The sequence below is a fragment of the Pseudomonas sp. PA-6-3C genome (genome assembly GCF_021605825.1).
Taxonomy (GTDB): Bacteria; Pseudomonadota; Gammaproteobacteria; order Pseudomonadales; family Pseudomonadaceae; genus Aquipseudomonas; species Aquipseudomonas edaphica.
On the sequence record NZ_WKDV01000017.1, the window covers coordinates 47,225 to 73,574 of the forward strand.

At 52.2% G+C, this 26,350-nt stretch carries 22 protein-coding genes; 12 read left to right on the top strand and 10 right to left on the bottom strand.

Annotated features, from left to right (window positions below; genetic code table 11):
* Window positions 1–42: 42 nt before the first annotated feature.
* Window positions 43–1,530, bottom strand: a complete 1,488-nt coding sequence (locus tag GIW48_RS13725; protein ID WP_122822221.1) for a SulP family inorganic anion transporter — start codon at window positions 1,528–1,530, stop codon at window positions 43–45.
* A gap of 471 nt (window positions 1,531–2,001) precedes the next feature.
* Here GIW48_RS13725 and GIW48_RS13730 point away from each other — a divergent pair, with 471 nt between their 5' ends.
* Window positions 2,002–3,324 carry a chloride channel protein gene (locus GIW48_RS13730; RefSeq protein WP_122822222.1) on the top strand — a complete coding sequence of 441 codons (1,323 nt, stop codon included), beginning with the start codon at window positions 2,002–2,004 and terminating at the stop codon, window positions 3,322–3,324.
* Between the two features lie 3 nt (window positions 3,325–3,327).
* Here the strand turns inward: GIW48_RS13730 and GIW48_RS13735 are convergent, their stop codons facing one another.
* From GIW48_RS13735 to GIW48_RS13750, 4 genes are all read right to left on the bottom strand, one after another.
* A complete protein-coding gene (locus GIW48_RS13735) occupies window positions 3,328–4,605 on the bottom strand; it encodes a DUF2254 domain-containing protein (protein ID WP_122822223.1) in 1,278 nt (425 codons plus the stop codon).
* A 198-nt stretch (window positions 4,606–4,803) separates the two neighbouring features.
* The gene (locus GIW48_RS13740; protein ID WP_236460512.1) at window positions 4,804–6,444 is read right to left on the bottom strand and encodes a methyl-accepting chemotaxis protein; all 1,641 of its coding nucleotides are present in this window, start codon (window positions 6,442–6,444) and stop codon (window positions 4,804–4,806) included.
* 708 nt (window positions 6,445–7,152) lie between these two features.
* Window positions 7,153–8,370: a DUF1444 family protein gene (locus GIW48_RS13745; RefSeq protein WP_122822225.1), complete on the bottom strand. Its 1,218-nt coding sequence runs from the start codon at window positions 8,368–8,370 to the stop codon at window positions 7,153–7,155.
* Between the two features lie 262 nt (window positions 8,371–8,632).
* Window positions 8,633–9,415 carry a DUF4253 domain-containing protein gene (locus GIW48_RS13750; protein WP_122822226.1) on the bottom strand — a complete coding sequence of 261 codons (783 nt, stop codon included), beginning with the start codon at window positions 9,413–9,415 and terminating at the stop codon, window positions 8,633–8,635.
* A 213-nt stretch (window positions 9,416–9,628) separates the two neighbouring features.
* Here GIW48_RS13750 and GIW48_RS13755 point away from each other — a divergent pair, with 213 nt between their 5' ends.
* Window positions 9,629–9,865, top strand: coding sequence for a hypothetical protein (locus GIW48_RS13755; RefSeq protein ID WP_094774137.1), 237 nt, complete (start codon window positions 9,629–9,631; stop codon window positions 9,863–9,865).
* Window positions 9,866–10,004: 139 nt separating this feature from the next.
* Window positions 10,005–10,409 (top strand): hypothetical protein, encoded by a 405-nt coding sequence (locus tag GIW48_RS13760; protein ID WP_236460511.1) that lies wholly within the window; start codon window positions 10,005–10,007, stop codon window positions 10,407–10,409.
* 101 nt (window positions 10,410–10,510) lie between these two features.
* On the opposite strand, the gene GIW48_RS13765 is transcribed toward GIW48_RS13760, so the two are convergent.
* Window positions 10,511–10,810 (bottom strand): hypothetical protein, encoded by a 300-nt coding sequence (locus GIW48_RS13765; RefSeq protein ID WP_186750968.1) that lies wholly within the window; start codon window positions 10,808–10,810, stop codon window positions 10,511–10,513.
* Between the two features lie 578 nt (window positions 10,811–11,388).
* Between GIW48_RS13765 and GIW48_RS13770 the strand changes: the two genes are divergently transcribed.
* Together GIW48_RS13770 and GIW48_RS13775 are read left to right on the top strand one after the other, a co-directional pair.
* Window positions 11,389–12,090, top strand: a complete 702-nt coding sequence (locus GIW48_RS13770) for a glutathione S-transferase family protein (protein WP_186750969.1) — start codon at window positions 11,389–11,391, stop codon at window positions 12,088–12,090.
* 232 nt (window positions 12,091–12,322) lie between these two features.
* Window positions 12,323–12,886 carry a TetR/AcrR family transcriptional regulator gene (locus GIW48_RS13775; protein ID WP_056789362.1) on the top strand — a complete coding sequence of 188 codons (564 nt, stop codon included), beginning with the start codon at window positions 12,323–12,325 and terminating at the stop codon, window positions 12,884–12,886.
* A gap of 348 nt (window positions 12,887–13,234) precedes the next feature.
* On the opposite strand, the gene GIW48_RS13780 is transcribed toward GIW48_RS13775, so the two are convergent.
* The 3 genes from GIW48_RS13780 to GIW48_RS13790 form a co-directional block, all read right to left on the bottom strand.
* Window positions 13,235–13,855: a hypothetical protein gene (locus tag GIW48_RS13780; protein ID WP_110624286.1), complete on the bottom strand. Its 621-nt coding sequence runs from the start codon at window positions 13,853–13,855 to the stop codon at window positions 13,235–13,237.
* 201 nt (window positions 13,856–14,056) lie between these two features.
* A complete protein-coding gene (locus GIW48_RS13785; RefSeq protein WP_146233150.1) occupies window positions 14,057–14,341 on the bottom strand; it encodes a hypothetical protein in 285 nt (94 codons plus the stop codon).
* Window positions 14,342–14,546: 205 nt separating this feature from the next.
* Window positions 14,547–14,963: a hypothetical protein gene (locus GIW48_RS13790; protein ID WP_110624288.1), complete on the bottom strand. Its 417-nt coding sequence runs from the start codon at window positions 14,961–14,963 to the stop codon at window positions 14,547–14,549.
* A gap of 261 nt (window positions 14,964–15,224) precedes the next feature.
* Here GIW48_RS13790 and GIW48_RS13795 point away from each other — a divergent pair, with 261 nt between their 5' ends.
* The gene (locus GIW48_RS13795; RefSeq protein ID WP_110624289.1) at window positions 15,225–15,707 is read left to right on the top strand and encodes a hypothetical protein; all 483 of its coding nucleotides are present in this window, start codon (window positions 15,225–15,227) and stop codon (window positions 15,705–15,707) included.
* A gap of 180 nt (window positions 15,708–15,887) precedes the next feature.
* The gene (locus GIW48_RS13800) at window positions 15,888–16,223 is read left to right on the top strand and encodes a hypothetical protein (RefSeq protein ID WP_236460510.1); all 336 of its coding nucleotides are present in this window, start codon (window positions 15,888–15,890) and stop codon (window positions 16,221–16,223) included.
* Between the two features lie 96 nt (window positions 16,224–16,319).
* Here the strand turns inward: GIW48_RS13800 and GIW48_RS13805 are convergent, their stop codons facing one another.
* Window positions 16,320–16,979 carry a hypothetical protein gene (locus tag GIW48_RS13805; protein WP_236460509.1) on the bottom strand — a complete coding sequence of 220 codons (660 nt, stop codon included), beginning with the start codon at window positions 16,977–16,979 and terminating at the stop codon, window positions 16,320–16,322.
* Between the two features lie 170 nt (window positions 16,980–17,149).
* Here GIW48_RS13805 and GIW48_RS13810 point away from each other — a divergent pair, with 170 nt between their 5' ends.
* The 5 genes from GIW48_RS13810 (at window position 17,150) to GIW48_RS13830 (ending at window position 26,253) form a co-directional block, all read left to right on the top strand.
* On the top strand, window positions 17,150–17,647 hold the full coding sequence (locus tag GIW48_RS13810; protein WP_236460508.1) for a hypothetical protein: 498 nt from the start codon (window positions 17,150–17,152) through the stop codon (window positions 17,645–17,647).
* A 1,095-nt stretch (window positions 17,648–18,742) separates the two neighbouring features.
* Entirely contained in the window at window positions 18,743–21,154 is a 2,412-nt protein-coding gene (locus GIW48_RS13815; protein ID WP_236460507.1) for a type I restriction-modification system subunit M, read from the top strand.
* Window positions 21,151–22,425: a restriction endonuclease subunit S gene (locus GIW48_RS13820; RefSeq protein WP_236460506.1), complete on the top strand. Its 1,275-nt coding sequence runs from the start codon at window positions 21,151–21,153 to the stop codon at window positions 22,423–22,425. Before GIW48_RS13815 ends, GIW48_RS13820 begins: the two co-directional genes overlap by 4 nt.
* Window positions 22,419–25,535, top strand: a complete 3,117-nt coding sequence (locus GIW48_RS13825; protein WP_236460505.1) for a type I restriction endonuclease subunit R — start codon at window positions 22,419–22,421, stop codon at window positions 25,533–25,535. The genes GIW48_RS13820 and GIW48_RS13825 overlap by 7 nt, the downstream gene beginning before the upstream one ends.
* On the top strand, window positions 25,525–26,253 hold the full coding sequence (locus GIW48_RS13830) for a M48 family metallopeptidase (protein WP_236460504.1): 729 nt from the start codon (window positions 25,525–25,527) through the stop codon (window positions 26,251–26,253). The genes GIW48_RS13825 and GIW48_RS13830 overlap by 11 nt, the downstream gene beginning before the upstream one ends.
* The last annotated feature ends 97 nt before the right edge of the window (window positions 26,254–26,350 follow it).

A 26,350-nucleotide genomic window follows, 5' to 3' on the forward strand; every position in this document is an offset into this window, starting at 1 on the left:
AGTTATCAATGCATGCCGTTACGTGGGTCATTGTCGTTCTCCTTAGTGGCTTATGAGCTTGTCGATGGCACCGGGTTTGTCATGAACAGCGAATCGGTCAACGATTGTTGCGCTGGCTTCATTGAGACCGAGCACTTCAACCTCCGCGCCTTCACGGCGGAACTTGATCACGACCTTATCCAGCGCTGCGACGGCGGTGATATCCCAGAAATGCGCCTGTGTCAGATCGATGGTGACTTTGTTGAGAGCTTCCTTGAAGTCAAAAACTTCAGTGAACTTGTCAGCAGAGCTAAAGAACACCTGGCCCACGACGCGGTAAGTTCGATGCGATTCCGTCTCTTCCAGTGTGCTCTCGATATCTAGGTAGTGCCCGACCTTATTGGCAAAAAACAGCGAAGCCAGCAGCACACCTACAAGTACGCCATAGGCTAGGTTGTGAGTGGCCACGACGACCACGACAGTCGCCACCATAACAAGGTTGGTCGACAGCGGATGCTCTTTCAGATTGCGCAAGGAATCCCAGCTAAACGTGCCGATGGACACCATAATCATCACTGCTACGAGTGCCGCCATAGGGATTTTGGAGAGCCACTCGCCAAGAAATACCACCATCAGCAGCAGGAAAATGCCGGCACACAATGTTGATAGACGGGTACGACCACCGGATTTCACGTTGATGATCGATTGGCCGATCATGGCGCAACCTGCCATGCCGCCAAGCATGCCGGCAGCGATGTTGGCCACACCCTGGCCTTTGCACTCGCGGTTTTTATTGCTGGTGGTATCGGTCAGATCGTCGACGATAGTCGCGGTCATCATTGACTCGAGTAGACCTACTACGGCCAAGGCAGCCGAGTACGGGAAAATGATGCGCAGGGTTTCAAAGTTCAGCGGCACTTCGGGCCAAAGGAAAATCGGCAACGTATTCGGCAGTTGGCCCATGTCGCCTACAGTGCGGATATCCAAGCCAAGGTAAATGGCGATGGCAGTCAGGGTCAGGATGCACACCAACGGTGACGGAATCAGCTTGCCGATCTTCGGTACGTATGGGGAAAGGTAGATGATCCCGAGACCCGTTGCGGTCATGGCATAGACGTGCCAGGTGACATTCGTAAGTTCCGGCAACTGCGCCATGAAAATCAGGATCGCCAATGCGTTTACGAAACCTGTGACTACCGACCGTGAAACAAACCGCATCAACGAGCCAAGCTTCAGGTAGCCGGCAAGGATTTGAAGTACGCCACATAGTAGGGTCGCGGCCAGGAGGTACTGAAGTCCATGCTCTTTTACCAGCGTAACCATCAGCAGTGCCATGGCGCCTGTCGCCGCCGAGATCATTCCGGGACGCCCGCCGATAAAGGCGATGACGGCACAAATACAGAAAGAGGCGTACAGACCGACTTTGGGATCTACCCCGGCGATGATGGAAAAGGCGATGGCCTCCGGGATCAGCGCGAGTGCGACGACGACTCCTGCGAGCACGTCTCCGCGAACGTTAGAAAACCACGTTTGATTAATTTTTTGCAGCATAGAAATATCCAAGGCAATGCACCGCACGCACACCACACAAATGGCGAGCGCATCGATACGAATTCAAATTGTGAGGATTATTTGACTGTGTGCTTTGGGTGTAAGAACCGGGCATACAGCAGCAAGCACCGCGAGCGAAACAGGCGGGTGCGAGGTGTTGCGAGGGGGCGTAGCGCTAAGGTGGCGTAGGCTGCCAGTAGATCGTTTGGAGTACAGTCATGCTGATGTTCCTGTAGCTCAAGGCGGAGGCGGCATTGATAATACCTTAAAGCTAATTTTCATTGCGACCCGTTACCTGACCGACGGCGCTTTGCATTTAGTCCTGCCCTTCCACGGCGCTTCCTCTACTCCGCTTTACCTGCCGGCCCTCCCCCTCCTTATCTCACTCGCTGCGCTCCAAGGCCGTTTGGAGCCAACGTTTTATTTGTATAGTCTTGCCCTGAATACGGCTACTTGAACGGGAGTTCCGGGTTGATCAAACCGATAATGCTGTTACGCCGAGGCTTCGCCTCAATGCGCTGGCGCACCAGGGTCACGTTATGGATTGCGGCAACCATTGCCGGCCTACTGGTGGTGGCTTTCGCAAGGCTGGCAGACATGGCACTGGCGCAGTTTGCTCAACAGACCGCTGAGCGAGCGTGGCTACCTTTTATTTACACCCCACTGATCGGCATGCTCGTAGTCTGGCTGACAACGCGCTTTTTCGTGGGGGCGCAAGGCAGCGGGATTCCGCAGGTGATCGCAGCAACACGCCTTGCCCGTCAAGGTAAGCCCGTTAATAAATTGGTTTCACTGCGTATTGCTTTTGCCAAGATATGCCTTGGCACTCTGGCGCTGACGGGTGGCTTTTCGGCGGGGCGTGAGGGCCCCTCAGTTCAGGTTGCTGCATCCATCATGCACTTTTTCCACCGCTTCCTACCCAATGCGCGAATCGTACGCAGCGAGGATCTTATTCTGGCAGGAGGTGCAGCGGGTATTGCGGCAGCATTTAATACGCCCCTGGCAGGGATAGCATTCGCGGTAGAAGAGCTGGGACGCAAGCTGGAAACCCGTACCAGCGGCGTTCTTCTTAGTACCATCATCCTATCTGGGATGGTTGCCATTGCTTTGCAGGGAAACTACAACTATTTCGGCCACTTCGGCATTCAGGACATCAACCTCGACATAGTCGTCCCGGCATTAGTCATAGGGATTGGGTGTGGGCTATTGGGAGGTTTGTTCAGCCGAATGTTGTTATGGCCGCAGCGGCATCCACACTTCATTATCTGGCAATGGCGGCGACTGCATCCAGTGTGGTTCGCCGGCATCTGTGGATTAGTCGTCGCTATATTGGGTTGGCTGAGTGGTGGAATGTCGTTCGGTAGTGGGTACGGCATTACCTCTCAGGTCATCGCATCCGATGTAGTCCTGCCATGGCACGCCCCTGTTACCCGCTTCCTTGCGACCGTAGTGACCTACTTCTCTGGTATTCCAGGAGGTATTTTCGCGCCCTCGCTCGCTGTAGGGGCCGCAGTCGGCGCAAATACCGCAGAGCTATTCCACCTGGCCGCTCAGCCCACTATTGCACTCTGCATGGTTGGGTTTCTGGCCGCCGTTACTCAGTCGCCAATCACCTCCGCAATCATTGTGATGGAGATGATTGATAGCCACAGCATGGTTATCAGTCTCATGGCGGTAGCCCTGATCGCCAAGGCTGTCAGTTCGAGAATGGGCCCTGAGTTGTACCAGCAATTGGCGCGAGGCTTTCTCGAGAGTGCAGAACCTGCTGCCGCGCCAAAGAATCCAGCTCGATAGACCTTATCGTGTCATCGTTCTAGCCAGAGCGTTCAGTTGATCCTTCTCATGCTGCAGCGCTAACGTGGTCTCTGCACGAGTCATCAGAAGATCCACGTGCGTGTCGCACGCATCTTTAAAGATCGCTGAGTTTATTTCAGCGAGACTGATGAGGGCTTTCAACAGGCGCACGTTAACTTCCAGCAAAGCTGCACCGTCCCTGCTGATAGGAGCAAAAAAATCATCGAACAGATCATCAACCGTCAATCCTCGGAGAAAGACCTGCTTACACCTTTGGTCTGTTTGCGAGCCAGAGACGTGAGGTTTGCTCCAGCAAGTTAGAGTCCTCACTCCCCGGCCAATGACATCGATGGCTGTTCCTGGGTCGTTCACCGCAGGCGATAAAGCGCGAGAAGCGATTTCCGAGAGAACACAAAGTCCGAAGCGTGGATCATTTTCAAAGGTTCGACGGACGCCTATGGTCAGAGCCTCCAGAACCATCTCACGTGCAGTATCGATATCACCGTCCGTCGTGTTGCCCAGGCTCACAATATGCAGGAGTGGCATTCCCTCGTGCACAAATGTCCCAGGGAGCACCTCCAGATAAATCTGTATTTGCTTGTGCTGTGCGACAGCTCCAAGTGCGCTCACATCGATATGTTGCACGTAGCCTGTCAGCTCACTTTTAACGGTGATTGCGCCGATAGGTAGCGACAGATCTGTCGGGTAAGCTGAACCGCCCAAGTAAGGCCACTGAACTCGTTGAGTGATTGCCTCTATCGCAGCCTTCTCGACGCGGTCGATGGTTTCCCCCACCCTTCCGAGCTTTGACAGGTGATCGATCCAGCGCAGGAGGGTGTAAACGATCAGGATGACCACAATTATCGTTACTGCGAACAGCAACACCCGACCTTGCGTGCCATAAGCACCCGTGCTCAACGCGATGATCCCCACCAGGCTAAACAGGAATGAGCCTATAAACGTGGCAAGGGCATTTTGGGTCGTGGTGTCTTCCATTACCAAGGTGGTGGCGCGCGGTGTCACTCCGCTGCTCGCGGCCCCATAAGCGGTGACCATTGTGCTCAACGAGAAGGTTGTGACGGCCAGCATGCTGGAGGCAATGATCCCCAGAATTTTGTCTACGGCATCTGCGCCGATGCGCGCTGGCAATGACTCCGGAATGAAGTCTTTGAATACAACAGCGAGCAGAGCCGTGGCCACCCCTAGAAGGGAGAATAGGGAGGCTCTGAACCACAGCCGTTTGGTGAGTTGATTCGTTACCCAACGCCAACGAGCAATCATGTGCAATCCTTCAGTGACTACGTCAGTGGACGTCTCAAGCAGGGCAGAAGTTTATTCGGAAATTTGAAACTGGTTACATCCTGGCTAGAGATGAAGCATCTCACAGGTATGCGTGTTGCTGCATAGGCTGGAGATGTCTACGATGCGGGGGGCAGTCCAATAAAAGTGCGCCAGCAAAAGCGCACTTCTCTGTGGGATCTAAAGCTTAAATTTGGCTACCAACTGGTTGAAGGATACTGCAAGCCTTGAGAGCTCGTGGCTCGAGGCATTTGTCTGATGTGCTCCTGTAGCAGTTTGAGCTGACAAGCTTTGAATGTTGACGAGGTTACGATCTACCTCACGAGCAACCTGTGCCTGTTCTTCTGACGCGCTTGCGATTACCAGATTGCGCTCTGTGATTGCAGCTACACCCTCAGTGATCGATTCCAGTGCTACGCCTGCGGCCTGCGCAAGCTGACGTGTGTTATTTGCCTGGCTCTGACTCTTAGTCATGGTTTCTACTACAGAGGTAGCGCTTGTCTGAGCAGCGTTAATCATCCCCTCGATTTCAATAGTCGATGATTGGGTACGATGAGCTAGAGCTCTCACCTCGTCAGCTACTACTGCAAATCCGCGACCTTGCTCGCCCGCTCGAGCAGCTTCAATGGCCGCATTCAGAGCTAGGAGATTGGTTTGGTCAGCAATCGACCTGATGACTTCAAGCACCTTGCTGATTTCTTTCGTCTGATGAGCAAGCTCTTGAACCTGCGAGCTCGATGAGTTGATTTCCCCAACCATTCCTTCAATCGCTACAACAGCTTCTCCAACCTTACTTTTGCCAGCCATGGCGTCTTGATTGGTTCTTTGCGATATTTCTGCTGTAGAAACGGCATTGCGAGCGACTTCATCGACCGCAGCTGTCATTTCATTCACAGCGGTAGCAGCCTGTTCGATTTCGCTGTTCTGCTGAGTAAGACCCCGTGTGCTCTCGTCCGTTACGACGCTTAGCTCTTCTGCTGCCGAGGCTAGCTGATCTGATGCACTGGATATATTTTGAATTGTGCTTCGAAGGCTCGCCTGCATCCCATCTAGGGAGGACAGTAATTTCCCGGTTTCGTCCTGGCTACCTGCGTCAATACGTTGCGTAAGATCTCCACCTGCAATACGCTCCGCAGCCGATACTGCATAGGAGAGTGGCCGTGTAATGAGTCGCGTAATAAGAAGACCCAGGCCCATTGCCAGGAAGAACGCGATTACCATACCTGCAATCATCGTTAGCTTAGAACTTTGAATGAGAGCATCGCTTTCACTTCGGAGATCGTCTGCTTGATCATTGTTAGATGCAATTATCCCTAGCATTTCCTTCTCAGCGAAACCGTACTTATCGCTGACGTCTCCTACCAGTTGCAATCTCGCCCCTGGCAAATCCCCCGACGTCAACGTATTGGCGAACTTCTCTCCCGCTTTTATATAAGCAGGCCAATCCCGTTCAAAATTATCACCTAAGGCCTTTTCGTCATCGCGCAGCGGGGTACTACGATAAATAGCGAATGCTTTCTCTACAGCACGCTGGCGGTCAGATAATGATTTTTGAGTGGCTGCGAGTTCCCCCTCAGTTGCATTACCAGCTTTTTGTGCCAGCAACAAGTATAGATCTCTATTGTGATAAATTACTTGCTGTAGAGCTTCATTCACCTTGTTAATTGAAGTTATATTATTGCTAAATACCGATGAGATCGCGTCGCCCAGCCGTGAGTTGCCGTTCATCCCGACGAGCCCAATCGCAATCGTTATCAATGCGCATATCAGGAATGATATGGACAGTTTTGCCGCAAGGCGTAAATTCAGGAACCAAGTCATAGAGCTTTCTCTTCGATAGGGGAGATCTGGTTAACCTTGAGGCGTGCCATTGATCAGGAGATGTATCGGCAAGCAAGTCCGATTATTGAGATTTTTTTCTCACGCGCAGCTTAAATAGATTATTTCTTATGTTTATCACCCTAAGCCCGAGCGACATTGATTTTAATAACAATTCGCGCTTCATTTTTGATGGGTTGTTGAATAGTCACTGAGACCAACTTGGCTGATTTCGATTCTCGTCCATTGAAGGCCGCCTTTCCCAGTTGGGTGCGAAGCAAACTGAATAGCTGACACCTCTCTGATCCTTCCACTATCGAGTCAGCTGGGAATCTGAGATCGCCAATCCAGCTTAACCACAGTCCGTCGGAAAACGCTGAGTAACCGGAGCAAGCGGAGCGCGCAGGCTGGCACAGCCGAAGGCGTGAAGGATGGACGCCCGCAGCGCCGAGATACGGCGGGACGCGGGAGCTCGGTTCGCCACAGCCTGCCCGCGCACAGCGGCTCGCCAACTGAAGTAAGTCAGTCAGATCTTGCGGCCCGACTCAGTAGCGCTAGAGAAGCCACCAACCCCACATCGGTAAACTCCCAAATTTTCCCACCAGGATAAGCAATCAAAATGGGGAGTGTATCGTAATGATAAATTGCGACTGCTGCTTTGCCAGCTCAGCGATACCTCCATTGCAGTGCGCCAGAGTAGTAGAGCACTGATCACAAGGTAGTCAGGCGATTAAGCTGCTCAACCGAAGGAAATCCCAGTGTCCGATAGCGACGTGGATAGCCCGCTTCTGTAGCCAGCAGATCGCCAAGCTCGAATTCAAGTTCACTCCAGGAGACGGTTTTGACTGTCGCTTCCCCACCCTCAACAGGTTCAACCAACGCGACGCGATCTGTCTTGGGCAACAGCGTCAGCACACCTTTTGTCCAGGCGCTCATCGATACCGTCTGGTTTGGTTGGTCAGCCATTTGGAAGAGGTTGTAGGAGGCGACGAAGATGTCGATGCCCTTTTCCAGATTGAGCTTGTCGAGCAACTCTTTCTGATTGGCATAATTACTCTGCAGCAGCAAATGCTCCAGTGTAACCAACCGACTGCTGACCCCTTCATCATCACAGTTAAACGGTATGATATCGCGACCTTCGTAGGTGTAAATATCGGTAGAGACAGCACGCCCCCTTTCAAGAGCCTGGAAAGCAAGCTCTACCATCTGACGAATTCCCTGTTCGTCCTTGTCTCCAGTGACCATCAGGACGTCTCGACTGGGCACCATGAACACTGGCCAACCTTTAACTGGCACGCGCTGAAGGACATCTGGCAACAACACCCTGCTGGTGTCGTACCCATCCGCCCACTCCCCAGCGTATAGGCCTGGAATAATCTCCCCGAAGGCTTCGTTTGTCGTATCACGCAGGTTCTCGATGGAGATCTTTACCGCCTCTTCCATCGTCACACCCCAATGTGCTTCGGGGCCATTGGTAAGGGTGGCAGTGGACTCGGGCGAATCGACAGCAAGCAGAATAACGCAGTCTCGGCCCAAAGGCTGTGAAACATAATCGTACTGCTTGTCGCCATTTTTACGGGCGTGTTCCAGTCGAATTTCTTCGAGCATGGCAAGGTTGCGAATCACCGGACGCAGCTGTGCTTTGACATTATCAAACACAGTCTCGGTTTTTCTACCCGCCTCTAACAGCGTCGATACGTATCCGGTCAGAACGGCGGATTTCTGTGCTTTGTCTGCATTTTGATAGTCGCGAAAGGCATTATGGAGATTGAAGTACGATCCATCCCCATGGCGGATGCGGAACTCGTTCTTCTCAAAATTCAGATTCTCGCTGAAGCCAGCTTTACGAGTCGAATCCATAAATTTTTTGGCAAATGCTTCATCAGTTAGCGGTCGATTGAAGAATTTGTCGAGCAGGGAAAAAAGCATGTACAGAATCCTTTTTGTCAGCAGGCAATTGTAAACAGCGGGAATTGGGCAGGCTTAAACTTGTTCAGAGCTTGGGACGGCTGCTCTCCATATCGACAGCTATCAGACGAAATTGACGTTACGTAGCGGAAAACGAGCAGCGCCAATCATGTGCCTGATTGTAGTGGATGTGTGGATACTGCCCTCCTACGAGGCGGCAAAAAGCTCCAGACCTCTCACATGCTTTGTTAACTATTCAGCCGGACTTTGGATGCGACGAAGCTCACTCCACGTAACGGAGCCAAAGATGCGTCCGACCGGAGACCGCCTGCGCAACTTTGGAAACACGTCCCTGTAGGTTTTCATCGCTAGTGTTATAGAGCGCACAGAAGTCTTTGGCTACGACGTTAGCAAGTGATGTATCAGGCGGTTCAGCACGAATGAAGCCGATGTAAGAAGCACCTACGCCCATCAACTCATAGCCATGCGCTTCTGAAAAATGACGCGCAACGGCAAAGTTTTTCGCGGGATCCAGATCCGAAGTGAAATAGCCATTCGGAAAAGCCGCGAGTGCCTGGCAGGACTGCTGAACGGGTACCAGGAGCGCTGAAAGAGGCTGCTCTAGAAGAGAGATAGGGTTGTTCTGGTAACCGATCCACTCCTGGAGGGCCTGCTGATCTAGCGTCAAACCATGAGTACAAGCATCCTCGAAAGACGTGGCTGCAACCAGGGTCATGAAATTGCGAAGACAGATTGCGAACTCCTCTTTCGTAGTCGGATAGCCTATGTATTCACCATTCTCAAAGCACTCTGGAGGCAAGCCCGCTATGTCCTGCTCCGATGCATCGTCCATCCCTAAATTATTGCGCACATGTCCCGAGGTGTAGCGGGCTTGGTGCAGATCATCGAGCGAGAACAGAGGTTTAAAGCCTGGATGCGCCTCAGCAATCTTACGACGAGCTTCGGTCAGATCGTCAAAGCTGGTAATCCCGCTCACGCCGTACTCATCGCATGTACCTACAGACGGATTATCACGCTTGCCGTTACCGCGAAATTCGATATCCATAAACCGTGGCCTGCTCCATTTTGGTACTGAATTGAGTGAGTAATCCTAAGCGTTTAAGGATCATCATTGAAGGTCTGCCGCCAAGCGACAATAAGTCTTCCTGCCACCACATAGCAGCGCGCTACGCTAACTTTGACGTTCGCACTTCGAGGTAATGTTGATGTCCGAAACTGGCCTACCATGCAATTTCTAATCGACTCAGGGAAGAAACTGATGACTACAGATCCGTTATGTCTAGTCTTTGTGCCGGCTCTGGCGGCAGTGCTGCAAGCCGCCGAGGATAAAAAGGGCCAGCCGCTTACCGAGATTGAGGTGTGTGAAATCCGAGACAGATCCACCTGCATCGCTTTGCCTTTTAGCGCAGCCTTGGCAATGGAAGAAGATCGTGGTTATCCAGACATCGTCGCGGAGGACTGCTGGAATGAATGGCAACGGCTACGCTCCCAGTGATTTGCGTCTGTACCAAAACAACGCAGCCCTTCTGTGATTAGAAAATCGTCCGGTTGTAAGCCGTTGCTTTCTGTCGGCCACAATACGCTGGTAGAAAACTGAGTACCTTCCCTATCTGCCAAAAGTGAGTCAATCCCTTATGAACGAAGGTTGGCAAAACGACGACTATCTCATCGTCTTCACGGAGGATGAGAGCTTAGCTGCCATGAAGGCCTACAGATTTGATCATCATCTGCCGGGGTACACGCTATTAGGTATAAGAGGATGGGACGACTTTATCGTCATCAACTCTTCCGGAGTAATGTTTACCATTCCAACGCTGCCACTCGATGCGTCCTATGCCGTGCCGTTTACCTTTCCCCGGCAGATTTACCTTGAACCGGACGAGCGTTTCGCTGGCAAGATCAAGTGGTATACGAAGCCCTTAGTCTTTGGGGGCGACCCGGCGGACAAAACAAATTTCGCATGGATCACTCACGAGCAACATGCTGAGCTTGTCACCTGGTGGAACGAACACTACAGGAGCGCCAAAACACAGAATTAGTGCAATTGCTCATAAAGCCGAAATCGCAACACATCCTCACCTGGCGTACTGAGGCACTCAAGACTAGCCGGTACCCTATATTTTAACAGAGCTGCTGGGTGCTATCGATGAGTGTCCGCCTCCTCAGCCGGATAAAACTCGCCTTCCCTCCCCATCTTTTCCAACCGTTCGCGCACCATCAACTCAACGTTGGCCAATGCAGCCTGATCGTCAGAATTAACCACCTTTACGCAAAGACGTCGGACATTCTGATCGTGGGTGCCCTCGCTCATCATCTCGTGTGTGAATACGTGTTCGCCACGCCATAGGCATAGCTGAGTATGAGTAGTAGCGAGCCATATCTCGTTGATGGATCTAAGGTCGGTGGTAGCCAGTTGATCGACGGTGATTGTCTTATCCATTGCGCTGTACCTTACCCGTGAGTAGACACAGGTAGACTTACAGGCATAGCGGGTCGTTCCAAGCGTCTGCAGCTCAACCGCGCCAATGGTGGAAAGCAAGCCCCGGATCAAGCTCGGAAAATCGAAGGAGGACAGTACGAACAGATCGGGGAATCCCATTACTAAAGCGCCTGGACTTAAATGCGGATGGCAGCGCCTGGATAACTTTAATCACCTCTCCCCAGGCCAATACCGCCGGCTCAATAATTAGCAGAAAACGGAAGAAAGCACTGACCTCAGACGCGTTCCTGCAACGCTCGCGATGGCGTGACGCCTGTGGTGCGATAGGAGCTATCGGTCATCAGCCTCCTCTCGCTTCTGGGGGACGGCATGAAAACTCTACTTTTCGAAGCAACACCTATCCGTCAAACCTTGCACCTACCAGTAGCATCCGCGTAAGCCTTATGGGCTGAATTAATTGTAGACACAGCCAAAGCCTAACAAATGTTAGGTATGTTCTTGACTCAGGTGGATTTGACTCGTATGGTCTATCTACCTAACAACAGTTAGTTTTGAATTCACCTATTCAGGACTGGGCCATGACTACCAAATTGCAGCTATTCACTTCCCCTTCGGCTTTCCCCAATCCGCAGCGACTTCGGTTATTCATGCATGAAAAAGGCATTGCCGATCAGTTCGATGAAACCATCTATGACATGGCGCCTGGTGGCGAGCAGCGCGGATGGCGTCACCTAAATATGAATCCATGGGGTGAAACACCCACGCTCCAACTGGCAGATGGCAGCTTCATCTCTGAAACGCCTGCTATCGTTCGTTTTCTCGACCAGTCTTATCCGGGCCGCAAAATCATGGGTGAGACTGCGTTAGAGCAAGGCCTGGACAACATGTGGGATAATAGGATCTGGGTGCATATCCTCTATCGGATCGTCACGGCTTTTCATGTGTTGCACACAGGGCTCGGCTTCAAACTTGAACTGACGAAGAACGAGGCATGGGGCGAGCACTGCCGTAAGGAGGCACTGACACACGCGGCCTTGGTGAATCGTCATTTGGCTGACGGTCGAGAATGGTTGCTGGGCGGTACCGATCCCACGTTTGCGGATATCACGCTGGCAACCGCCATTGCGTTTTCCAAGTTCCCGGTAAACGCCACCCCGCTAGACGAACGCTTTGAGTATCTGGATGCGTACTGGCAGCGCTGGCAGAAACGCCCAAGCTTCCAGACTGCATACGCTGATCGCAACAGTGGTATACCAGAACTGGATCTGCCCTCAGACTAATCTGTCTTAATGGGCAGTATGAGCGGTCGGGATCGCCATCACATGGCGGTCTCGGTGCGAGTGATTCAGATGGTTGAAAATGAGCGAAGCATGACTCGTTCGAGTTATGCCAGCAATGTGGACACTGAACAGCTTAAATACTCTGTTCTTTACTGACTTAACGAATGTTAGAACTTTTTGCTTTAACATAGCCCGCCTCCCCAGAACTGTCCGACGTACGAAAGGCACGACTATGAGCAACAACGCCCGCGAGGCCATACTCCTGGCTGCCCGAAACATCGCCCAGTCACAGGGGTACAACGGCCTGAATTTCCGCGATTTGGCGCATGAGGTAGGAATCAAGCCAGCCAGCATCTATTACCATTTTCCCAGCAAGGCGGATCTGGGAATTGCTGTTGCCAAGAGGTATTGGCAAGACGGTGCGGCTGCGCTTCAGGCTATATCTGAGCAAACCCCGAACCCCGCCGAAGCTCTGCGCCGATTTCCTGAGATCTTTCGTCGCTCACTTGAGGCTGAAAACCGGCTTTGTCTTGGCAGCTTTGTGGGGGCGGAAATCGATAATCTCCCCCCTGCAATGGCCGAGGAGATTCAGGCTTTTGCACAGGTAAATATTGCCTGGTTGAGCCAGATGCTTGTCGCTGCGAAATTCTGCGAGGCAGCCGATAGCGAAGTGCGTGCGCGCGCTATTTTTTCGGCTGTGGCGGGTGCTCAACTTATCGCAAGAAGCAGGTCAGACATCTCACTGTTCGATACTCTGATTGAGGCCTATCGTGCCTATGGGCCGCTGCCGGCGTAGTGGCAGCTTTTAGCCGACTGCGGCTCATTGTGAACGGGCTTCGGGCTGAACACGCCAGTCGTATACCGTAGTTACTAGCCGAACACAGACGCCCTCTCGAGCAGTCAAATTGAGTTGAACAGACCGAGATATGAAATGGTTGCGGTGCTCTCCGGTAAGCGCACCAGCGGCTCTACATCGGTAGTGGTCGAACGTCGGTCGCCCCAGATGGCATTCGAACCCAGCCTCTTCAAAGGCGGCTTTCGCGAGCCGAGCCGCCGGGGCGTCTCGGCCCTTCGGGCATTCATCCTTCAAACCTACGGGCTCCGGCATGCGCGCACCGCTTGCGAGGGAACGCGCCACTCCTCGTTAATCTGTAACCTGCGGGCAAGGGTTAAAAACCTCGGTTACGTCGAGTGTTGTATGCCACGGGATGGCAGTGCCTGACACCATTCCGCCTACGGTTTGCTGTCGACCCGACTTGCGCACATATCCGCCATCCGTCCCAGTGAAGACGTGCTGCCCTGGCTTCGTCAGATAATCAAAGAAACTGACTTTCACAGGCACATTCATTTGCCCACCCGGCGTAATGACAGCGAGCATGATCGCTCGGTCTTTGGTGAATACAACGAACGGTTCGACTCCAGTGCGACCACCAACTGTCTTCACGCACTGCACTTGTTCTGGGAGAATGCGTGCGGTTTCAGTGTAGGTGTGGTTGTTGTAAAGGCTGAGGATCAGGCCTTTGCTGGTCAACACTCCCAGGCCTTGAGTGGCTCTGCAGCTGCCTTCGCTTCCATATGGGAACAAGCACCAGTTCGTTTCCGACACGGCTTGAATATCCGATGGTGCAATTTTCAGATCGCGCTGGATTTGGGCTTTTGATTCCGGCGTGTCGTAAGGGATCATCACGCATCCACCGATTGTCACTGCTGCGATGAGACCTATTGCCGCAGCTACGTTTTGAACTGATGATTTGAAGGTGTTCATTGTTCGCTCTCCTTGCTGTATTACCACCACTGGAAGGCTGTGGCGATTTTGGTAGCGAACCTTACGGCATGGGCGGCAAGCAGTCATCCTCGTGCTGATAGCTGGATCGGTAGATGACTTGACTTGACGCTTACATAGTTCTGACCGATTGCTGCACCCTGGCAAAATCGTACGCAATACCTTGCTTAAACAGCCAGCAACTCAACGCTCGAACCTGTCGTCACTCTCCTCCGACATTTTGGTACTCGCTTTCATAGCAGATAGCGTCGGCTTGGCAGCAGCGATGACAAGGCGCCATTGAGGGAGCGCAATTGCCGCAGCGTCGTTCTCTATGGGTTCAGGTGTTGCTTCGCAAAAATCCTCGATAGCTGCGCTTACATTTACCAAAAAAACGCTCTGCGTTGGAGTGAACCCCTGATCGACGAAGTATCCTTTTGGCGACGGAGTTGGAACCCAATCTTCCCATGAATTGATTAACTCATTCATACCACACTGAGGTGGCTCGTTCTCGCACTCAATCAGCCACTCAAGTAGCTCGACAATTCGATTTCGTATTCGTTGGCAAACAAGCTGTCTGGTCATAATTTCACGTCTGGTTGAGTCGTCATCCTGCCCCTAATGAGCACAAATTTAGCCTTAATACAGTGCCCGCCCCTGGTCAAAAACGGGCCTAACCTATGAGGCCGTCAGCTCAGTTGAACAGGCCGAGATATGTGATGGTTGCAGTGCTCTCCGGCAAGCGCACCAGCGGCTCTACATGGGTAGAAGTCGAACGACGGTCACCCCAGATGGCATTCGACCCCACCAGAATAAAATGGGTAAATTCTGTTGCCTTGGAGCTGAAAAGCACTCTCTCAGAGGGGCTGCGGATTTGCGCTATGACGTCTTCTGGGGTGCCGATAAGCTCAACGAAGTCTGAATCCATATAGAACCCAAGTTCTTCCGCTAGTCGCCAGATTGGATTGCGTTCTTCCCACGAAATGTACTCGGCTTCGCTTGCGCTTTCAGGGGGCTCTGGCTCCCACTGTTCAAACACAAATTTCTGCGCATCGGATTCAGTGGCGAAATTGCCACCGAAGAGATGGAAGGGCCAGCAGCCATCTTGCATGACACGATCTCGATTATTGATGAGTCGTCAGGATCGTACCTGGTTAAAGTTGGAGAATCTGCTTGTCAGGAAAGCCCGACGGGCAAAAGATGCTCACAATTCGACGTCGTCATTTTGACCCGTTTGAATGTTGCCAATCCGTCCAGGCGCAATATAGGCCGACCCTCAAGCGTCGAGAGTAGTGATCTGAAACGCAGAGTGATACCACTGGAGTATCGTTATTCTCTATGACACAGCCGTACTGCATTGAAGGACTTCGCCATGCATCAAGTTATCAGCGCCGCTTACCACCGACCTGGGTTTGCCAGGAGCGCATGCGCCTGGTTAATGATTGACGGCATTGGCATTGAGCAATGGCTGTCCACCCATCTCGAATGGTCAGACGTCACAAGCCTTGGTCTTTCTCTGATCTGGCTTATCGACGAAGACGAAGACGCTCTTGCGAACCGTCGCATCATCCCGGCGGAGGATGGAAGCTCCACAATCGTGCCGTTACTGGTCTGTAGCGATGACATGAATTTTGACTGTATCGTCTTGGTCGCAGAGCAGGTAATCGATGCTGACACGGTACACTGGCGGCGCTTCGGTCGAAGTATTTCGGACAAACTGGAAGTTGGAATCTCGACAAAATGGATCGCCGAGAGCAAGCCTGTAAGCTTTGCATTGAAGGACTTCCAAAACGCATTGGAGCAGTTCACTCAATTGTCGAAGACGAAGCCAGACAACCATCGCGATGAACCCTGAAGCCCTCAATAGCTTAGCTTACGTTGCATCATTTTTATCGCCATCTAGCCCACTACCACGTTGAAATGTTGACCACGAAGCCCGAATTCACAGTGACCATACATGCTCCCAGAGCACACGCTGGAGCCGCCATCCTAGTAGAATTCGTCGAGCTGATTACCGCCCACTTTGAGATGTTCTATGAGCTCTGAATTAACTGAAGAAGAAATGCGTCGTGCCCTGTTCGGTACGGCTCAGCCCGAAGAGCAGGTGCCCACTCCTTTAATCAAGGAGCCTGTTGAGGAAGTTGTGCTCGCGAAGCCGGTGATCGCTCCAGCAGCCAAGAAGAAAGCGGCGAAAGCGTTTACGCCCAGATTGCTGGTCACGCTTCTGGTTGGGAACGAGTTTGAGGGGAAAATGACCGAGTTGATTCACGAGGCTGATACGTTGAGCTCGTTGCTTGCTGAACAAGAGGCCGTAAAGGCCGCTAGGAAGAAGTACAAGTACGTGGAAGTGGTATCGGTCAAATCGATGTAGAAACGTAGCTGGGCTCATGAGGTAGAACGTCGTGCGCTTAGGAAGATCTCTTATTTCTCACGAGCAAGCCCCTCTTCACTCCGCTCTCTATCTGAATCAGCTCGGCGGCGTTGTCGACGAACAGCCCGTCACTTGTGGGTAGGTCTGGCAAACCAGCATAATTTTATTTTTTGGCTCAAAGCCGTGATCAATCATGCAGCGCTGCACTTCTGCAGTGCGACCGATGCTTGCGACGTCCAGATTCGACCCAAGTGGCTTCGCATAGCCGCATGCATACATCACCGGCAAGGCTTCACTATCATTGGCTACCTCGAATTCGAAATGGCGTGATGCTCCCGCTTTACGCCATGAGACCTGCATACGTTCATCCCGACCAGAATTAGGCTTGATTGGGTGAAATGCTTCATCTTCGACGAACGGTAACGCTTCGAGCTGGGACAAGCTGAGCGGACGGCCCTGCCTTTCTTCGACGCAGGCTGGCATATTCTTCATTATTTCACAGTATTCAAAGCCGTCTTTACGGGTAAAGCCCAGGCGCTGCATACACTGAAAGTGAATTATCTGTTCGTTTATTGGGAAATGGTTTTGTGGCCCTGCCACAGGGTCGCCGCATTCCGCCATTGCAGCTCTTACACCATCTACAGAGGTCGAAGTACGTTGCCATCGGGTGAATTCCGGTGATGGGGGGCAGCCGGTGAGTAAAAGTACCGATGAGATCAGGACTGGGATGGTAATGATCTGAGATTTGCTGAACATATTTTGTCCTTAATTTATGTCAGTCCACGCCAATGGTGTCCGAATCCTTGTTTCCTGGGCTCGATCAGTCGCCTTCTGATCATAAATGCCAGGGCAACATTGAATGAACCGCAGGGCTCAAGCGAGTAAGCTGCCCGGCTATCCGACAACTACTCAGGAAGAGGTCAAGTGTGTTCGATCATCCGGTCTGTCCCGAAATCGCCGAATGGTTCTCTCGGTTCGACATAGCTGAGGTGTCATACAGCGTCTGCTCTATCGGTCTGATGACTCAACCACCTGAGCATTGGTTTTTCAAGCGCAACAAATTGCGGCCTGACAGCCTTAAGCTCGATCTGTGTATCCCATCCAGTGGTAACTGGCGCGTCGACCTGTCACGTCATGACGATCTATTCAATGTCCAGTGGCGCCCGAATGATGATCTGCGTATTGAGTCTCAGCAGCTACGCTACCAAAAGATCGTCAGGTGGCCACGCATGCAGAGGCTTATGGACTTTCCACTGCTGGCAGAGCAGTTGGAACAGTGTCTCGAGATTCAATTCCTTCGCCATGTCGATTTTGGCGCACGCTTACTGAAGCCCAATGAGCTAGCGCGCAATGCAAAAATCCAGCAGTGGTTGGCACCTTGCGCTGACACCTTTGGCTGGGACAGGAGAATGCATTCGGAATAAAGCTACGCGGCTTAGCCCTCCTCTTTATTGCGTTCAAACGTAGATGACTTGGCCGGACGCATACGAATAACCTAGTTTCAAAAATGGACATGCCTAAGCTGCGTCGGACTATTCAGATACGCGGATGCCACTTGATAACCTCTGAAAAAACCTGTGGTTACCAAGTGAGGAGTCACCAATCAGGTTCTGGCTCTGTCCCCAAATGAATCGTCATAACCAGTGCACGCCGGTAATGCAGAGGAGTCGCGTGTAACTCTAGGGACTGAAACCTATTTGCTGCACCGACCAACGCGCTCATACGCTCCCGAGGTACGGATATGAAGACTCCAAACCGTTTTCCGCTTGCCGTTACGGATCCAATGCCTCTAGGCACGTCAATGTCCTGAGCTAGGCGCGCATCGGCATAAAGCTGGCACTCAACCTCCGGATATTTGAAGTTCTCTGGATGGACGACCTTGCCTCGCAGAGTTAGGAGCATGTGTTCATTGTAATGGCCTTCGTTTGCCCTCGAAAAATCGGGCCGCGCTAGACTGAACGACCAAGACAGATCCCAGCCTGAAAGCTTGATTTGGTAAAGAACTCGCTGCGTTTCAAGCTTCGGGCGGCCTGATCGAGACTTTGGCTTCGGCTTGGCTATTCTGGCCATAGTGACCTCGACCAAACGTGTGGTCAGTTTTTGAACAGTATTCCGGCTGATTTCAAATCGTATCATTGCAGTCGTGAGTCGAGATCCGCTGGCTCGCTCCTCAAGACGGCGAATGCACTCAGCTTGGTGGTTGCGTCGATTCTCTCACTTCACGACAATGCTACCCCATCACCCATTGCACGGAATGCAGCATGGAGCGGCAGCATCAACAAGTCGTCAGCTATCAAGCTCTCCGGGCTGACCTACTCCTGAAGCAATCAAAATTCGTGAGAATCGCCTCGGGCATTGTTGACACATCACGCAAATCCGAATCGCTTTCAGTCTGCAGATTCTTAACTGCAATTCTGCGCATGCTACCGCCGCCTTGAAGTCAACATCGGCGAGCATCCAGTAGCCGCACACTACCATTCCCCATTCTCCACATTTCGCGAAGGCGGTAACTCTCCCCGATGGCTATCAAAAAATCTGAACTTTATTCGTCCTTGTGGAAATCCTGCGACGAGTTGCGTGGGGGTATGGATGCGTCGCAGTACAAGGATTATGTGCTGGTACTGCTGTTTGTGAAGTATGTGTCCGACAAATACGCAGGCAAACATAACGCGATGCTTGAAGTACCGGTCGGCGGTGGCTTTGCCGACATGGTCGCTCTCAAAGGCGACAAGGAAATTGGCGACAAGCTCAACATCATCATTCGCACTCTTGCCGAAGCCAACGGCCTGACTGGCGTAATTGATGTGGCTGACTTCAACGATGCCGAGAAGCTTGGCAAAGGCAAGGAGATGGTGGATCGGCTGTCCAACCTGGTAAGCATCTTCGATTCGCCCGGTCTCAATTTCAAAGGTAACCGCGCTCAGGGTGATGACATCCTCGGCGATGCTTACGAATACCTAATGCGCCACTTCGCCACCGAGTCTGGCAAGAGCAAGGGGCAGTTCTACACTCCGGCAGAAGTCTCGCGGATTATGGCTAAGGTCATTGGCATTAGCGCAGCCACCGACAGCACCCAGACTATTTATGACCCGGCATGCGGTTCTGGTTCGCTATTGCTGAAAGCCCACGACGAAGCTAAGCACGCCACCAATCTCGATCTGAGTATCTACGGCCAGGAAATGGACAACGCCACCAGCGCCTTGGCCAAGATGAACATGATCTTGCACAGCTGCGAGACGGCAACCATCTGGAAGGACAATAGCCTCTCAGCGCCTTACTTCACCGAAGCCCATGGCCCGTTCAAAGGCCAGCTCAAGCGTTTTGACTTTGTCGTCGCCAACCCACCGTTCTCAACCAAAGCCTGGAGCAACGGCTTCAATCCGGCTGAAGATGAATTTGACCGCTTCGGCTTTGGTATCCCACCCGAGAAGAATGGTGACTATGCCTTCTTACTGCACATCCTTACTTCGCTCAAGCACTCCGGCAGAGGCGCGGTGATTCTGCCCCACGGCGTGCTATTCCGTGGCGGTGCTGAAGGCACTATCCGCCAGCGCATCCTCCAGCAGGGCTTTATCAAGGGCATAATCGGCCTGCCGGCCAACCTGTTTTACGGCACCGGCATCCCAGCCTGCATCATAGTGCTGGATAAAGAGCACGCCCACAGCCGCAAAGGCATCTTTATGCTCGATGCCAGCAAAGGCTTCATTAAAGACGGCAACAAGAACCGCCTGCGCGAACAGGATATTCACAAGATCGTAGACACCTTTACCCAGCAGCATGAAGTAGCCAAATACGCCCGCCTGGTTCCTCTGAGCGAGATTGCTGAGAACGACTACAACCTCAACATCCCGCGTTACATCGACGCTAGCGCAGCCGAAGACTTGCAAGACATCGCCGCCCACCTGCAAGGCGGCATTCCAAACCAAGACATCGATGCACTGGCCCCCTATTGGCAGGTTATCCCAGCGGTACGTGCAAGCTTATTTGCCCCTGCACGAGCGGGTTACAGCCGACTGCAAGTGGCTATTGGCGAGATCAAGCCGACCATCTTTGCCCACCCAGAATTCACCACTTTCAACCAGACTATCACCGAGCTGTTCGAAGGCTGGAAAAACCGTAACCGTCCGCATCTGCACGCCATCGCAGTTGGTGACAAACCAAAGGCATTGATCGACAGTCTTGCCGAAGACCTACTCGCCAGCTTCGCCCAAGCCTCGTTGCTGGATGCCTACGACGTGTACCAGCACCTGCTCGATTACTGGGCCACAGCTATGCAGGACGATCTCTATCAACTGGTCAGTGACGGCTGGCAGGCGCTGATTGTTGATGGAGCCAATCAAGGCCAACCAAACAGCGATTTACTGCCCCCTGAGTTGTTGATCAAGCGTTACTTTGCTCCTGACGCGTCAACAATCGAACAGCTGGAAATCGCCCGCGACGCCTTTAGCCGACAACTGGAGGAGCTGGACGAGGAGCACGGCGGTGAAGATGGCCTGTTATCCGAGGGTAAAACTGATAAAGGTAAGCTCACCGCCAAAAGCGTAAAAGACCGCATCAAGGCCATTAAAAACAACCCAGCTGTCGCCGATGAGCGCGCAGCCCTTGAGCACTACCTCTCTGTACTGGAGCAAGAAGCCGCTGCCGGCAAAAAAGTCAAAGAAGTACAAAAGGCCCTAGATATCAAAGTTGCCAAACAATATACCCAGCTCAGCGACGCCGAAATCAAAACTCTGGTGATTGAAGATAAATGGCTGGCGACCTTAGCCAGCGACGTACAGACCGAACTGGATCGCGTGTCCCAAGCTCTAACTTCGCGTATCCGCCAACTGGCCGAACGCTACGCCGTGCCATTGCCACATTTGACTATGGAAGTCGAGGAATTGGCAGCCAAGGTGAATGAGCATCTAGCTAAGATGGGTTTTGCGTTATGAGTGCGCAGGTAAAACCGGGGTACAAATTGACTGAAGCTGGGGCTATTCCAAGCGATTGGAATGCAGGGACATTAAAAAATTACTGCACTAGATTGAACGTTGGATTTGTAGGCACATGCGAACCATTTTATACAAACGAAACAAAAGGCGTAATGCTTATTAGAACAGGGAATTTAAAAAATGAGTCTTTTAGCTTTGAGGATATGAAGTTTGTAACCAAGTCGTTCCATGATTTGAACAAAAAATCCCAAGTAAGAATAGGAGACATTCTTATTGCAAGACATGGGGATTCAGGCAGTGCCGTCCTTGTGCCTGAAAGCATTGATCACGCCAATACTTTAAATATTGTAATTATTAGGCCTGACAACGCAGTGCTTGATAATAAATTTTCTGCCTATGCCATCAATTCTCATGGCGTTAAGAAGCAGGTTATAGAGTCTTCAGCAGGCTCCACTCAATCTGTCATCAATACAAAAGAAATTGCAAAGCTAATAATCCCCATTCCTCCTCTCCCTGAGCAACGTGCCATCGCCAACGCTCTCGCATCTATTGATGCGTTGATAAGCGGCTTAGATCAATTAATCATCAAAAAGCAGGACATCAAACAAGCTACCATGCAACAACTTCTCACCGGCCAGCTACGTCTACCGGGATTTAGTGGCGAGTGGAAAGTAAAGCGACTGGGGGACATTGCAACATTAAATCGTATCCATATTATTCCAAGTGATTTTCCAAGCCACATATTTAGTCACTTTAGCCTACCTGCATTTGATGAAACCAAGCACCCCGTAATTGAGAGCGGCAGCGCAATTGGCAGCAATAAATTCCGCGTCCCGGAAGGCTCAGTATTGGTTTCCAAATTAAACCCTAGGATCCCTAGAGTTTGGATGCCACTCGTAATATCAGAGAGCGCTATAGCATCCACTGAGTTCCTTGTTTTGACGGCGAAGGAAGGGGTATCTCGGGAGTACCTTTTTGTTGCTTGCTCTTCACCGTTTTTTTGCGATCAAATGATACTTTCCGCCACGGGAACAACTGGAAGTCATCAGAGAATTAGCCCGGCAATAGCTCTCGACTTAAAAATAGCAACTCCAACAGATGTTATTGAACAGTCAGCCATCGCCACCGTTCTCTCTGATATGGACAACGAACTCACCACCCTAAAATCTCGCCGACTCAAAGCCCAAGATCTCAAGCAGAGCATGGTGCAAGCGCTACTGACAGGCAGGATTCGGCTATCCCAGAGCTCGCAGGAGGCAAAGTTATGTTAACCGCAGCAGTTGGCCAGATCGAACGTAAAACACAAGACCGCGTGGTTGCGCTGTTCCAGCACAACCTCGGCTACGAATATCTGGGCGACTGGGCAGTTCGCACCAACAACTCCAACATTGAACAAGAGTTGCTCCGCAGCTGGATGACGAAACAGGCTGTAGACGCCACGCTGGTTACCCGTGCCTTGTTCGAACTGACTAAGGTAGCTGCCGATGCCAGTAAGAGTCTGTATGACCGCAATAAGGCGGTGTATGAACTGCTCCGTTACGGCGTGCGAGTCAAACCTGAGGTGGGCGAAAACACCCAAACGGTATGGTTAATCGACTGGGAAAATGCAGAGAACAATCACTTCGCGCTTGCTGAGGAAGTGACAGTTATGGGTGCAAACGCTAAGTCCAGCACCAAGCGTCCTGATATCGTGCTGTACATCAACGGTATCGCCTTAGCTGTGCTGGAGTTGAAGCGTTCACGAACGGCGGTTAATCAGGGAATTCGTCAGAACCTTGATAACCAGAAGCCTGAATTCATCCAGCCGTTCTTTTCCACCATGCAGTTGGTGATGGCGGGTAATGACACTCAAGGAATGCGCTACGGCACCATCCAGACAGGAGAGAAGTATTACCTGACCTGGAAGGAAGATAGTCCGATTGAGAACCTCCTAGACCGCCAGCTGCAGCAGATGTGCAGCAAAAGCCGTTTATTGGAATTGATACACGACTATGTGGTGTACGACAGTGGTGTGAAAAAACTCTGCCGCCAGAATCAGTATTTCGGTGTGCGTGCCGCCCAGGATTACTTGCGCCGCCGCGAGGGTGGGATCATCTGGCACACGCAAGGAAGTGGTAAGTCACTGACCATGGTCTGGCTGGCCAAGTGGATAAGGGAAAACATCCAGGACTCTCGGGTACTGATCATCACCGACCGTACCGAACTGGACGAGCAAATCGAGAAAGTCTTTACCGGGGTCAATGAGCAGATATACCGCAGCCAGAGCGGCGCTGACCTGATCGCTAAGCTGAACCAGACGGCACCCTGGCTGTTGTGTTCGTTGGTGCATAAGTTCGGTAGCCGCGAAGAAGACGAGTCAGGTAACCCAGATATCAAAGGTTTCCTTGAAGAGCTGCGCAAGAACCTGCCGGCTGACTTTCGCGCCAAGGGCGATATCTATGTGTTCGTCGATGAGTGCCACCGTACCCAGTCTGGGGAACTGCACAAGGCGATGAAGATGATTCTGCCCAACGCGCTGTTTGTCGGCTTCACTGGCACGCCGCTGCTCAAGGCGGACAAGCAAAAGAGCATTGAGGTGTTTGGCGGTTACATCCACACCTACAAGTTTGATGAGGCCGTTAAGGATGGCGTGGTGCTCGACTTGCGCTACGAAGCCCGTGACATCGACCAGAATATCACCTCGCAGAAAAAGATCGATCAGTGGTTTGAGGCCAAAACCAAGGGCCTGAATGACTTGGCCAAGGCCCAGCTGAAGCAGCGCTGGGGCACACTGCAAAAAGTGCTGTCGAGCCAGTCGCGGCTGGAGAAAATCGTCGCCGACATCATGCTCGACCTGGCCACCCGTGATCGCTTAGCGAATGGGCGAGGTAACGCGATGCTGGTCACTAGCAGCATCTTCGAGGCATGCAAGTGCTACGAGCTATTCGCCAAGGCCGGCATGGCCGATACCTGCGCCATAGTCACCAGCTACAAGCCATCGCCAGCCGACATTAAGGGCGAGGCTACTGGCGAAGGGCTGACTGAGAAACTCCGTAAATACAACATCTACAACCAGATGCTGAATGGTAAAGATCCAGAAGTGTTCGAAAAAGAGGTCAAGCAGAAGTTCATAAATGAGCCAGGGCAGATGCGTCTGCTGATTGTGGTCGACAAGCTCCTGACCGGCTTTGATGCCCCTTCAGCCACCTACCTATACATCGACAAGCAAATGCGCGACCACGGCCTGTTTCAAGCCATCTGCAGGGTTAACCGCCTTGATGGTGAAGACAAGCATTACGGATACATCGTCGACTACAAAGATTTGTTCAAACAGCTAGAAAACTCCATCGGCGACTACACCAGCGGCGCACTGGATGGCTTTGATAAAGACGATGTCGCCGGCCTGCTGGAAGACCGCCTCAGTAATGCACGTGACGACCTTGAGGATGCGCGCGAGACGATCAAGGCACTATGCGAACCGGTTGATCGGCCAAGAGATACGCCGGCTTACTTGCGCTATTTTTGCGGAACCGAATCGGGCAACGCTGAGCAACTCAAAGTCAATGAACCGCGCCGGCTGAACCTGTACAAGATGACTGCTGCCTTGATTCGCTGCTTCGCCGCTGTCGCCAACGAGCTGGAAGAGGCGGGCTATAGCGCCAAGCAAATCGCCGAGATCAAAAACGAAGTTGATCATTACAACAAGGTGCGTGACGAGGTTAAGGTTGCTAGCGGTGACTACATCGACCTCAAGGCTTATGAGCCTGACATGCGCTTTTTGATCGACACCTACATCCGTGCTGAAGAAAGCGAGATCATCTCGGCATTCAACGATTTATCGTTGATCCAGCTCATCGTCGAGCGCGGCGTTGATGCGGTAGATGCGCTGCCTCAGGGAATTCGCGGTAGCGAGGAGGCTGTGGCAGAGACCATCGAGAACAACGTGCGTAAACTGATTATCGATGAGTCGCCAATCAACCCGAAGTATTACGAGACGATGTCGTCGTTGCTGGATGCTTTGATCGCCAAGCGCAAAGAAGACGCCATCAGCTACCAGCAGTATCTACAGGAGGTTGTTGAGCTGACAAAACAGGCGAAGAACCCAAGCAGTACCAATCGCTATCCATCAACCATGAACACCGGGGCTCGCCAGGCGCTGTACGATAATCTGAATAAAAATGCCGGATTGGCAATGGCCGTCGATTACGCTGTGCTGGCGAACCGTCAGGATGATTGGCGCAACAACCCCTTCAAGGTACGGAAGGTGCGCCTGGCGATTAAAGAGGTGCTCGATGCTGCCAGCCACGAAACTGGAGAGCTTGCCGGCGAGTGCCAGGTAAGCGCAACTAATCAGGCCTTGGATAAACTTCTAGACCTGGTAACGAGCCAACGTGACTACTGACAGCCACAGCATCACCGTCAGCGGACTGAGCGTCGAGGTGGTGCGTAAGAACATCAAAAACCTGCATCTGGGCGTTTATCCTCCCTTGGGCCGAGTGCGCGTGGCGGCCCCATTGGCCGTCAGCGACGACGCTGTGCGCTTGGCTGTAGTGGGCAAACTCGGCTGGATCAAACGCCAGCGCGCGAAGTTTGAAGCCCAGCCACGACAATCTCAGAGACGTATGGTTAGCGGCGAGAGCCATTACTTTATGGGCCAGCGTTATCGTCTGCGTGTAGTCGAAGGCAGCATACCTATGCGTGTGGTTTTGCGGGGCAAGGCCGTGCTGGATCTGTTCGTGCGTCCGGAGACCAACACGGAGCGGCGCGAAGAACTCCTGCAAGCCTTCTACCGTGCCGAGATGAAAAAGCTAATCCCCACGTTGCTAGATAAGTGGCAGCCGATTTTGGGGGTTGAGGCGAACGCTTGGGGCATCAAAAAGATGAAAACCAAGTGGGGAGCCTGCAACATCGCTGCCCGCCGTGTCTGGCTCAACCTGGAGCTGGCCAAAAAGCCGATTCAGTGCCTGGAATACATTCTCGTCCACGAACTGCTGCACCTAATTGAACGTCACCATAATGACCGTTTTCGCAGCTTGATGGATCAGTATTTGCCGCAATGGCAGGCGCATCGAGATGAGTTGAATAGGTCGTTGTTGGCTGAAGAACGCTGGGATTATTAAAATCAGCTACATTTCCGCCCCCTGAACCTAACACTGCAGCTTAGTAAGGCCTCGGTGAGATAGAACACGTGCCCGAATGTCCAAGAGAAATAGACAG

What these genes read in the sequence shown, in the direction of transcription:
- GIW48_RS13785 (WP_146233150.1), bottom strand. Translation starts at nt 14,341, where the DNA reads ATGAATGAGTTAATCAATTCATGGGAAGATTGGGTTCCAACTCCGTCG.
- GIW48_RS13825 (WP_236460505.1), top strand. Translation starts at nt 22,419, where the DNA reads ATGTTAACCGCAGCAGTTGGCCAGATCGAACGTAAAACACAAGACCGC.
- GIW48_RS13805 (WP_236460509.1), bottom strand. Translation starts at nt 16,979, where the DNA reads ATGTTCAGCAAATCTCAGATCATTACCATCCCAGTCCTGATCTCATCG.
- GIW48_RS13750 (WP_122822226.1), bottom strand. Translation starts at nt 9,415, where the DNA reads ATGGATATCGAATTTCGCGGTAACGGCAAGCGTGATAATCCGTCTGTA.
- GIW48_RS13775 (WP_056789362.1), top strand. Translation starts at nt 12,323, where the DNA reads ATGAGCAACAACGCCCGCGAGGCCATACTCCTGGCTGCCCGAAACATC.
- GIW48_RS13820 (WP_236460506.1), top strand. Translation starts at nt 21,151, where the DNA reads ATGAGTGCGCAGGTAAAACCGGGGTACAAATTGACTGAAGCTGGGGCT.
- GIW48_RS13725 (WP_122822221.1), bottom strand. Translation starts at nt 1,530, where the DNA reads ATGCTGCAAAAAATTAATCAAACGTGGTTTTCTAACGTTCGCGGAGAC.
- GIW48_RS13765 (WP_186750968.1), bottom strand. Translation starts at nt 10,810, where the DNA reads ATGGATAAGACAATCACCGTCGATCAACTGGCTACCACCGACCTTAGA.
- GIW48_RS13755 (WP_094774137.1), top strand. Translation starts at nt 9,629, where the DNA reads ATGACTACAGATCCGTTATGTCTAGTCTTTGTGCCGGCTCTGGCGGCA.
- GIW48_RS13780 (WP_110624286.1), bottom strand. Translation starts at nt 13,855, where the DNA reads ATGAACACCTTCAAATCATCAGTTCAAAACGTAGCTGCGGCAATAGGT.
- GIW48_RS13795 (WP_110624289.1), top strand. Translation starts at nt 15,225, where the DNA reads ATGCATCAAGTTATCAGCGCCGCTTACCACCGACCTGGGTTTGCCAGG.
- GIW48_RS13745 (WP_122822225.1), bottom strand. Translation starts at nt 8,370, where the DNA reads ATGCTTTTTTCCCTGCTCGACAAATTCTTCAATCGACCGCTAACTGAT.
- GIW48_RS13770 (WP_186750969.1), top strand. Translation starts at nt 11,389, where the DNA reads ATGACTACCAAATTGCAGCTATTCACTTCCCCTTCGGCTTTCCCCAAT.
- GIW48_RS13815 (WP_236460507.1), top strand. Translation starts at nt 18,743, where the DNA reads ATGGCTATCAAAAAATCTGAACTTTATTCGTCCTTGTGGAAATCCTGC.
- GIW48_RS13735 (WP_122822223.1), bottom strand. Translation starts at nt 4,605, where the DNA reads ATGATTGCTCGTTGGCGTTGGGTAACGAATCAACTCACCAAACGGCTG.
- GIW48_RS13790 (WP_110624288.1), bottom strand. Translation starts at nt 14,963, where the DNA reads ATGCAAGATGGCTGCTGGCCCTTCCATCTCTTCGGTGGCAATTTCGCC.
- GIW48_RS13740 (WP_236460512.1), bottom strand. Translation starts at nt 6,444, where the DNA reads ATGACTTGGTTCCTGAATTTACGCCTTGCGGCAAAACTGTCCATATCA.
- GIW48_RS13800 (WP_236460510.1), top strand. Translation starts at nt 15,888, where the DNA reads ATGAGCTCTGAATTAACTGAAGAAGAAATGCGTCGTGCCCTGTTCGGT.
- GIW48_RS13760 (WP_236460511.1), top strand. Translation starts at nt 10,005, where the DNA reads ATGAACGAAGGTTGGCAAAACGACGACTATCTCATCGTCTTCACGGAG.